This is a genomic window from Streptomyces sp. NPDC020875, assembly GCF_040641415.1.
Classification (GTDB): Bacteria; Actinomycetota; Actinomycetes; order Streptomycetales; family Streptomycetaceae; genus Streptomyces.
Genome location: NZ_JBFADP010000039.1, coordinates 78344 through 86919 on the forward strand (window position 1 = coordinate 78344; position 8576 = coordinate 86919).

Annotated in this window: 5 protein-coding genes; 2 read left to right on the plus strand and 3 right to left on the minus strand. The window is 71.2% G+C overall.

Annotation, left to right across the window (positions count from 1 at the left end; all coding sequences use genetic code 11):
* Positions 1–19 precede the first annotated feature (19 nt).
* Positions 20–2497 carry a DNA helicase PcrA gene (gene pcrA, locus AB0G74_RS22770; RefSeq protein WP_361149089.1) on the plus strand — a complete coding sequence of 826 codons (2478 nt, stop codon included), beginning with the start codon at positions 20–22 and terminating at the stop codon, positions 2495–2497.
* A 59-nt stretch (positions 2498–2556) separates the two neighbouring features.
* On the opposite strand, the gene AB0G74_RS22775 is transcribed toward pcrA, so the two are convergent.
* Together AB0G74_RS22775 and AB0G74_RS22780 are read right to left on the minus strand one after the other, a co-directional pair.
* Positions 2557–4083 (minus strand): peptidoglycan DD-metalloendopeptidase family protein, encoded by a 1527-nt coding sequence (locus tag AB0G74_RS22775; protein WP_361149092.1) that lies wholly within the window; start codon positions 4081–4083, stop codon positions 2557–2559.
* 280 nt (positions 4084–4363) lie between these two features.
* A complete protein-coding gene (locus AB0G74_RS22780) occupies positions 4364–5203 on the minus strand; it encodes an alpha/beta fold hydrolase (protein ID WP_361149108.1) in 840 nt (279 codons plus the stop codon).
* A 405-nt stretch (positions 5204–5608) separates the two neighbouring features.
* On the opposite strand from AB0G74_RS22780, the gene AB0G74_RS22785 reads away from it, so the two are divergent.
* Positions 5609–6019, plus strand: coding sequence for a cobalamin B12-binding domain-containing protein (locus tag AB0G74_RS22785; RefSeq protein ID WP_361149094.1), 411 nt, complete (start codon positions 5609–5611; stop codon positions 6017–6019).
* Positions 6020–6854: 835 nt separating this feature from the next.
* Here AB0G74_RS22785 and AB0G74_RS22790 read toward each other — a convergent pair.
* A complete protein-coding gene (locus AB0G74_RS22790; protein ID WP_361149111.1) occupies positions 6855–8468 on the minus strand; it encodes a DUF5691 domain-containing protein in 1614 nt (537 codons plus the stop codon).
* Positions 8469–8576 lie beyond the last annotated feature (108 nt).

An 8576-nucleotide genomic window follows, 5' to 3' on the forward strand; every position in this document is an offset into this window, starting at 1 on the left:
GGCATAGACTCGGAGAGCGATGAGCAGCCTCTTTGACGAAGACTTCCTGGCCCGCCTCCAGCAGCAGCCGGAGGAGCCGCCTCCGCCGCCCGAGGACCGGGAGGGCCCGGCGGATCACGCCCCCGAGGAGATCCCCGACGGTCTCTTCCAGGGCGACTACGACCTGCCCCCGGACCGTGACGCGTACCACCGCGACGGCGCTCCGCGTACGGTCGTCGACCCGGACGCGCTGCTCGACGGGCTGAACGAACAACAGCGCGCTGCCGTGACGCACACCGGCTCGCCGCTGCTCATCGTCGCGGGTGCGGGCTCCGGCAAGACCCGGGTACTGACCCACCGGATCGCCCATCTGCTGGCCACCCGCCGCGTCCACCCCGGCCAGATACTGGCGATCACCTTCACCAACAAGGCCGCCGGTGAGATGAAGGAGCGGGTCGAGCAGCTGGTCGGCCCCCGGGCCAACGCGATGTGGGTCTCCACCTTCCACAGCGCCTGTGTCCGGATCCTCCGCCGCGAGTCGAAGAAGCTCGGCTTCACCTCCTCCTTCTCGATCTACGACGCCGCCGACTCCAAGCGCCTGATGGCGCTGGTCTGCCGCGATCTCGATCTGGACCCGAAGAAGTTCCCGCCGAAGTCCTTCAGCGCCAAGATCTCCAATCTGAAGAACGAGCTGGTCGACGACGAGTCCTTCGCCGACCGGGCCGCCGATGGTTTCGAGAAGACGCTGGCCGAGGCGTACCGGATGTACCAGTCGCGGCTGCGCGAGGCCAACGCGCTGGACTTCGACGACATCATCATGACCACGGTCCATCTGCTCCAGGCGTTCCCGGATGTCGCCGAGCACTACCAGCGGCGCTTCCGCCATGTCATGGTCGACGAGTACCAGGACACCAACCACGCCCAGTACACCCTGGTCCGGGAGCTGGTGGGGACGGGGCAGGAGGATCTGCCGCCCGCCGAACTGTGCGTGGTCGGCGACGCCGACCAGTCGATCTACGCCTTCCGCGGCGCGACCATCCGCAACATCCTCCAGTTCGAGGAGGACTACCCGGACGCGACCACGATCCTGCTGGAGCAGAACTACCGCTCCACGCAGACGATCCTCTCCGCCGCCAACGCCGTGATCGAGCGGAACGAGAGCCGCCGCCCCAAGAACCTGTGGACCAACGCGGGCGAGGGCGCCCGGATCACCGGCTATGTCGCCGACACCGAACACGACGAGGCCCAGTTCGTCGCCGACGAGATCGACCGGCTCACCGACGCGGGCGACGCCAAGGCGGGCGATGTCGCCGTCTTCTACCGCACCAACGCCCAGTCCCGGGTCTTCGAGGAGATCTTCATCCGGGTCGGGCTGCCGTACAAGGTCGTCGGCGGGGTCCGCTTCTACGAGCGCAAGGAGGTCAGGGACGTCCTGGCCTATCTGCGGGTACTCGCCAACCCCGAGGACAACGTCCCGCTCCGGCGGATCCTCAACGTCCCCAAGCGGGGCATCGGCGAACGGGCCGAGGCGATGATCGACGCCCTGGCGCTCCGGGAGAAGATCACCTTCCCGCAGGCGCTGCGCCGGGTGGACGAGGCGTACGGAATGGCCGCCCGCTCGGCCAACGCCGTCAAGCGGTTCAATGTGCTGATGGAGGAGCTGCGGACGATCGTGGACTCCGGCGCCGGACCCGCCGTTGTCCTGGAAGCCGTCCTGGAACGGACCGGCTATCTCGCCGAACTCCAGGCGTCCACCGATCCGCAAGACGAGACCCGGATCGAGAACCTTCAGGAACTGGCGGCGGTGGCGCTGGAGTTCGAGCAGGCCAGGACCGAGGAGGAGGGCGCGGGCACGCTCGCCGAGTTCCTGGAGCAGGTCGCCCTGGTCGCCGACTCCGACCAGATCCCCGACGAGGACGAGGAGGGCAGCGGGGTCATCACCCTGATGACCCTGCACACCGCGAAGGGCCTGGAGTTCCCGGTGGTCTTCCTCACCGGCATGGAGGACGGCGTCTTCCCGCATATGCGGGCCCTCGGCCAGACCAAGGAACTGGAGGAGGAGCGCCGGCTCGCCTACGTCGGGATCACCCGCGCCCGGGAACGGCTCTACCTCACCCGGGCCTCGATGCGGAGCGCCTGGGGCCAGCCCTCGTACAATCCGCCGTCCCGCTTCCTGGAGGAGATCCCCGGGCAGCATCTGGAGTGGAAGCGGACCGGTCCGATGGGCGCGCCCGCCGGGGCGGTCTCCGGGTCCGGATCCCGGCTGCCGTCGATGCCGTCCGCCCGCGCGGGTTCCCGTACCACCGCCGCCACCGGCTTCGCCACCCGGCGCGGCGGCGCGTCCGAACGGCCGGTGATCGCCCTGGCGATCGGCGACCGGGTCACCCACGACCAGTTCGGCCTCGGGACCGTGGTCGAGGTCAGGGGCGCCGGTTCGGACGCCCAGGCCACGATCGACTTCGGCGACGCCAAGCCCAAGCGGCTGCTGCTGCGGTACGCCCCGGTCGAGAAGCTGTAGGGGGGGCGTGAACGAGGGAACCGGCCCCGCGGGCGGGGCCGGTTCCGGAGTCGTACGCGTCAGAGGGGGTTGAGGCCCTTGCTCTGGAGCCAGGTCAGCGGATTGATGTGGGAGCCGCCGCCGGGCCGGACCTCGAAGTGGAGATGGGGACCGGTGGAGTTGCCGGAGCTACCGGCGTAACCGATCACATCACCGGCCTTCACCTTCCCGGAGCGGACCTTCGCGGACGCCAGATGGCAGTACCAGGTCTCGGTGCCGTCGGGCGCGGTCACAATGACCATATTCCCGTACGCCCCGTTGTACTGGGTCCTGACCACACCGTCGGTCGCGGCCATCACCTCGGCGCCGTAGTCGACCGGGAAGTCGATCCCGGTGTGCAGGGCCATCCAGTTGACCCCGGACTCGCCGTAGTAGGTGCTCAGACCCTTCTGCGCGACCGGCAGGGCGAACTTCGGCCGGAGCGCTTCCTTCCGCTTGGCCTCGGCCTCGCGTTTCTGCCGCTCCGCCTCCTGGCGGGCTTTGAGGTCGATCCGCTCCTGGGTCCGGGACGCCCGGTCGCCGAAGTCCCGGGCCTCCGCGCTGAGCGCGGCGAGCTGGGTGTCCATCCGGTTGTTCGCCGCGACCTGCTCGACGGCGCCCGTATCGGCGGCGGCCAGGGTCGTGGTGTCCGTCTTCTTCTTCGGCTCGGACCCGAGATCGCCCACGGAAGCGGCGGCGATCCCCGCCACGCCCATCACACAGGCGGACGGCACGGCGACGGTCAGCAGCGCCGAACGCTTGGCGGGCGTACGGCGCCGACCGCGGCCACCGCCGCCCGCGCGCCGCACCGGGCGCGGGGTGACGGGCGCGGTACCGGTGATCGTGCCGTACGCGGGGGTGTCGTCCGGGGCCCCGCCGTCGTCGGTGGTGATCTCGCCCAGGTCGTGCCCGTGGCTCTCGTAGTCGACGGCCGGTACCACCGCGGTCTCGTCGACGCCCGGATCGGCCATCAGCGCCGGGTCGAATTCCCGCGTCCCGTAGTCGGGGACACCGGGGGTGCCGAACTCCTGCTCCGGCGCGTACTGCTGGGGGACCAGCGGCAGCGGCTCGGCGACCCCGTCGAGCGAACCGGAGTCGAGCACGGCACCGGCGCCGGTATCGAAACCGGTGTCCGGCGCGGCCGTGTTCCACGCGGTGGCGTCATAGCTGCCCGACTCGAAGACGGGCGCGGCCCACTGGCCGCTTCCGGAGTCGTAGCCGAAGGTGGTCGCCGCGCCCTCGTACGGCGCCGACTGCGCCTCGGGGGCAGCCTGGTTCCAGGCCGAGGCGTCCCACTGGCCGGTGGTGTCGTACGTCGTGTCGTATCCGGCGACGCCCATGACATCCGGGGATCCGTAGTCGCCCGTGCCGTACGACTGGTACTCCCCGGCATAACCGGCGGCAGTCGTCGTCTCATGGGAACCGGTGACCCACTGGGTGGCGTCGTACTGGATGCCGGACTCCGAGCCGGCATCCGGAAGAGCGCCGAAGAGGGGGTCGGTCTCAAAGCCGCCGGTGGGGTATCCGTCGTGGCCGACGTACCCGGCGTGGGCGTGCTGGTCGTTCACCAACTTCTCTCTCGCCTCGGCAGCAGGACCGCTGGAATCCAGGTCATGAAGCACACGGGACCCAGAGGGAAACCAGTGGCGCGACTGTACCCGGCGGTATGCGACGGCGACAATCTTCCACAGGTTTTACGCCGTCAGGAAACGGGCATTCGAGCGCCTTTCGGCGAGGCGTGCACACACCCTTGGCCGTACGTTCGAAATTCGTTCGACAAGGCGTCACTTGGGGTGAGGCTCTGCGGTACACCCCGCCACCGGAGCCGTACCGAAGCGGCGCCGCCGGTCACCCCACCCGGACCGGCTCGCCGGTGACGGTCCCGGGCGCCCCGGGACCCGCCGCCCGGCCGTTGTCCGGCCCCGCCAGCACCTCCCGGATCCGCGCCGCGACGGCCGGATGGACGGGCAGGGCGAGATGGCCGATCCCGGTCACCCGGACGTTCTCCGTCCGCAGATCGGGATGGTCCAGCCGGGCCGTCTCCACCGGAGCCATCAACCGGTCCAGCTCGCTCCAGAAACTGGTGAAACGCGTCCGGCAGCCGGGCGCCGGACGGCGCAGCTCCGCGATCAGCGGCGAGTCCGGCCGCATCTGCCGCACGATGGGATGCGCGCTGGCCAGCGGGGCGACCGAGGTGCCCTCATGCGGGGTACCGAGCGTGACCACATTCCGTACCCGCAGGTCACCGCCGAGACACTGGGCGTAATAACGCGCGATCAGACCGCCCAGACTGTGCCCCACCAGATCCACCCCGTCCCGGCCCGTCCGGGCACACACCTCCTCGACATGGCGGCCCAGCAACTCGGCCGCGACCCGGATATCGCAGGTCAGCGGCGAATAGTTCAGACACTGCAACTCCCGCCAGCCGTGCCGGGCCAGCGAGCGGCGCAACAGGACGAAGACCGAGCGGTTGTCCACGAAGCCGTGCAGCATCAGCACGGGCCTCGGCTCCGCCGCCCCGTCTTCCCTGGACCGCCGGGGCGCGCCCGGCCCGGGCGCCTCCACGGCCGCCCCGCCCACCGGGCCGGAACCCGGGCGCTCATCCGTGAGACCCGAGGGATACAGCACCAGATGCCCGGCCAGGATCGCCAGCTCAAGCGCCGTCGACCGCAACGCGGCGGCGGGCATCCTCGGCTCGCAGAGATCCCACAACTGCCCGAACGTACGACGGCCCGTCGACACCAGGCCGACGGCATCCGGAACCCCGGAAATGAAGGACAGGACCTGCATGGACCCACCTCCGTACGGCACACGGGAGGCGACACCGGCTCCCGTTCGCCCTCACGGCACCGCGCCACACGGTCCGCGCGACCCCGGACGGCTCGGGGAGGCTCGCCGCGCGGGCCCCGGAAGCGGCACCTTCGCGAACGCGCCCGCACGGAAAGCCGAAGGGCCCCCGAAGCGGGTACGCCACGAGTCGAACTGGTCCCACATGTGATTTCCCCCTCCAGATCCACCGCGAAACGGCCCCGTGCGGGATGCTGGGGATAACGATCGTTCACTCGGTGGCGCAGGCAGGGTGTGGAGGCAGAAATGGGTGTGACCGGTCCGATCCGGGTAGTAGTGGCCAAACCGGGCCTCGACGGCCACGACAGGGGTGCGAAGGTGATCGCACGGGCCCTCCGGGACGCCGGAATGGAGGTCATCTACACCGGCCTCCACCAGACCCCCGAACAGATCGTCGACACCGCGATCCAGGAAGACGCCGACGCGATCGGCCTCTCCATCCTCTCCGGCGCCCACAACACCCTCTTCGCCCGTGTCCTCGAACTCCTCAAGGAACGGGACGCGGAAGACATCCGGGTCTTCGGCGGCGGCATCATCCCCGAAGCGGATATCGCTCCGCTGAAGGAGCAGGGGGTGGCGGAGATCTTCACCCCCGGCGCGACGACGACGTCCATCGTCGACTGGGTCACCACGACATTCCGCACCGCGACGCCCTGACGTTGTTCCCGGTCTGCGGCCCGCCTGTGGCTTGTCGCGCAGTTCCGCCGCCTATGCCTTCGGTGCTGGGGGCCCCAGCGCCTCGGCCCTCCGGCTGAGGCCCACAACCCCGGGCCGCGCCCGGCGGCCTGCTGTTGTTCGCGGCCCGCGGACCGTGCGTGGCTGGTCGCGCAGTTCCCCGCGCCCCTGGCCCCTTCCGCCGAGCCGCCTTCGGGAAGGGGGCGCCCTCCGGGCGGGGGTGGATAGTGCCTCCTCCGGAGGAGTTCCGGCCGCACCACCGTCGTGGCTGGTCGCGCAGTTCCCCGCGCCCCTAAATGCTCTCCCCAGCGCCGGTCCTCAAATGGATCCCGGCCCTGGGAGAAAGGGCTGGGTCCTTTCCTATGGGTCCCGGCCCCGGGATGAGGGGCGGGGACCGTTCCAAGGCCGTTCAGGAGGGCGACCAGGGGCGCGGGGAACTGCGCGACCAGCCAGCCACCCAGGCGCGGGTGGACCGACAACACCAGGTCGCACCCTTCCCCTCCCCCGGGACGGGCTCCGGCCCCGGGGGACATGTCCGGTCGGCGTGGTCGGGGGGTGCAGGGTCGCCCCCGCAACGGGCGGCGGAAAAGAAACGGGTCTGCCTCTCAGGAAACCCCACTTCCGCCGTCCGTGAGGAGGTGAGCCCGGAGGCCACCGACCCTCCCGACGCTGAACAAGACCGCCCGCATACCGCTGGAGTGACGGTCACATCTTCAACAGCCCCTTGGGGGTCCCCCCAAAGGCAGCTTTGGGGGAGGCTGAGGCGCGAACACCCCGCACGCCGCGAGGAACCCCCACACCAGGCGGGACGCGCCCGTCACCCCAGGAGCTCCCGGTGCATCGCCTCGCGGAGCCGCAGCGTCGAGACCAATCGGTGGAACGCTTCCGACCAGTACGTGCCCGCGCCCGGTGACGATGTCTCCGTTTCCTCGGGGGGCGCGGTGAGGAGGTCCAGGCGGGATGCTTCCGCCGGGTCGAGGCAGCGTTCCGCGAGGCCCATCACGCCGCTGAAGCTCCAGGGGTAGCTACCGGCTTCGCGGGCGATCTCCAGTGCGTCGACGACGGCGTGTCCGAGAGGTTCGGCCCAGGGGACGGCGCAGACGCCGAGGAGTTGGAACGCGTCGGAGAGGCCGTGCGCGGAGACGAATGCGGCGGCCCATCGGGCTCGCTCGTCCGGGGGGAGGATGTTGAGGAGTTTGGCGCGTTCGGAGAGGGAGGCGGTGCCGGGCCCGGTCTCGGGGGATGCGGCGGGGGCGCCGAGGAGCGCCCGGGCCCATTCCGCGTCGCGCTGGCGGACGGCGGCGCGGCACCAGGCGGTGTGGAGTTCGTCGGCCCAGCCGTCGGCGACGGTGAGGGTGACGATCTCGCCCGGCGCGCGGCCGTCGAGGATCCGGCTCCAGACGTCGAGCGGGGCGGATTCGACGATTTGGCTCAGCCACCAGGCTCGTTTGCCGCGTCCGGTCGGCGGGTTGGGGGCGACGCCGTCGCGCTGCATGCCGGTGTCGCATTCCCGGGGGGCGTCGACGGTGATGGTGTCGGGCGCGGTGCCGGGCCGTACGCAGGCGGCGGCGCGGGTGGCCATCCGTTCCGCGAACGCGGACCGGGGCAGGGCGGAGAGGAGTTCGGCCGCGGCGGCGCGGACGTTGCGGCTGCGGTCGCCGAGGGTGTGTTCGAGGAAGTTCTCGTCGTTGTCGGAGAGCCCGGTCCGCAGGGTGTCGAGGAACATGAGCCGGTCCTCGGCGCGTTCGGTGCGCCAGGTGCCGGTGAGGTGGGCGAGGGCTCGGGCGGGGGCCACGGTGCGGATGGATTCCAGCAGGGCGACGCGTTCGGCGAACAGGCCCTCTTCCCAGAGTTGCTGCACGGCGTTGGCGTCGTCGGCGGCGGGGAGGAGGACGCTGCCGCCGACCGCGCCCCGCAGGGCGTATTTCCAGTCGGGGTTGAACCGGGCGAGCCACAGTCCGCGGGCTCCGGCGAAGGTCAGGGTCTGGGGGCGGAGGTCGGCCCGGGCGCGGGCGGCGTCGAGGAGGGCGGGCAGCAGGGGGGCGGGGGCCCGGTAGCCGTGTTCGTTGGCGGCGGCGAGCCATTGGGGCAGCAGTTCGGTGAGGTCGGGCGCGGCGCCTCGGCGGCCTCCTGCGGCGGGGGCGGCCCGGTCGGTGAGGAACTGGCGGAGTCGGCGGTGGGCGGCCGGGGGCAGCTCGGGCCGGTCGTCGGCGGGTGCGGGGTCGGGCCGGGGCGCGGCTGTGGCGGGCCGGAGTCCGGCCCGGCGGCGGACGGTGTGGACCGCCGCGGCGTCGAGTAGCGCGGTGGGCGCGTCTTTGCCCGGGGTCAGGGTGGATGGGGGCGGCTCCCGCCGGTCCGTGCCGAGCAGGGCCGCGGTGACCAGGTCTTCCCACGGGGCGGGGCCCGTGGTGTCGGTGTTGCGCTGCGACATGGTGGTGAGGGCCTTTTCTCCCGAGGACGGGTGGTGTGTGGTGTGCCGGGCCGCTCGCTCAAGGACGCCTCGGAGGGCATGGACGCCACCTTCGACGACATCGAGGCC

Coding starts and splice junctions, on each gene's coding strand:
- pcrA (WP_361149089.1), top strand. CDS start 20: ATGAGCAGCCTCTTTGACGAAGACTTCCTGGCCCGCCTCCAGCAGCAG.
- AB0G74_RS22780 (WP_361149108.1), bottom strand. CDS start 5,203: ATGCCCGCCGCCGCGTTGCGGTCGACGGCGCTTGAGCTGGCGATCCTG.
- AB0G74_RS22785 (WP_361149094.1), top strand. CDS start 5,609: ATGGGTGTGACCGGTCCGATCCGGGTAGTAGTGGCCAAACCGGGCCTC.
- AB0G74_RS22790 (WP_361149111.1), bottom strand. CDS start 8,468: ATGTCGCAGCGCAACACCGACACCACGGGCCCCGCCCCGTGGGAAGAC.